General features: G+C 43.1%; 1 protein-coding gene. It reads left to right on the top strand.

The annotated features are described in order from the left end of the window. The first annotated feature begins 98 nt into the window (after nucleotides 1-98). A complete protein-coding gene (locus tag ACS8FC_RS17040) occupies nucleotides 99-596 on the top strand; it encodes a DUF4124 domain-containing protein (protein WP_439297659.1) in 498 nt (165 codons plus the stop codon). Nucleotides 597-749 lie beyond the last annotated feature (153 nt).

Below are 749 nucleotides of genomic sequence, written 5' to 3'. Positions count from 1 at the left end.
AAATTGGAAGTCAATACATTAGTGCTGCCAATAAAGTGCTCAAATGTTATATTTACCCTTATACAAATTTGCTTTTATAAAACAAGAGGATTGCTGCTATGGCATATGCGTCTAAAATAGCTACCGCTGCCAAACTGCTAACAAGTACTGCGTGTATGCTAATGCTGTCCATGAATGCCAGTCAGGCTATTCAAGTTTACAAATCCATTGGCGCACATGGCGAAGTTAAATATAGCCAGCACGCACCGCAAAATGGTAAAAATATTGAATTGATTGAGTTTCGTAGTGACGGTAGACAAAACAACGCCGGAGAAATGGCAGGCAAAACAGATGCCAGCCAAAGCAATAATACTCAAACGGCAGAAGAGCAGCGTGTAGCAGCGCTCGAAGCACGTATCAAAGAACAAGAAGCGCAAGCCAATGCCCAGCGCTGTCAATCGCTACGTAACAACCTAACTAACTTAAATGTTGGCGGCCGTATCTATGAGATGGATGCAAATGGCAAGCGTCAGTACTTAGATGGCCGCGAGATTGAGCTAAAACGTGAGCGTGTACAGCAGGCAATCGACCAATATTGTGGCAGCGCTACGACCTAATCTTTATACTAATGATGGTTACTCAACCATTATTAATTGCATAACATGACGAATGGCTGCTGGCATATCTTGAGCTTGTAGCCCTCGTTGTCCAATCAATAGCTTATCGTCACGATGATATTCATTACCTTGATTAACCAGTGTGTCCCCTGC

This window comes from Psychrobacter sp. 1Y4 (assembly GCF_051847555.1).
Note: the sequence above shows the minus strand (reverse complement) of the source record. Positions and strands in the feature narration are given on the sequence as shown.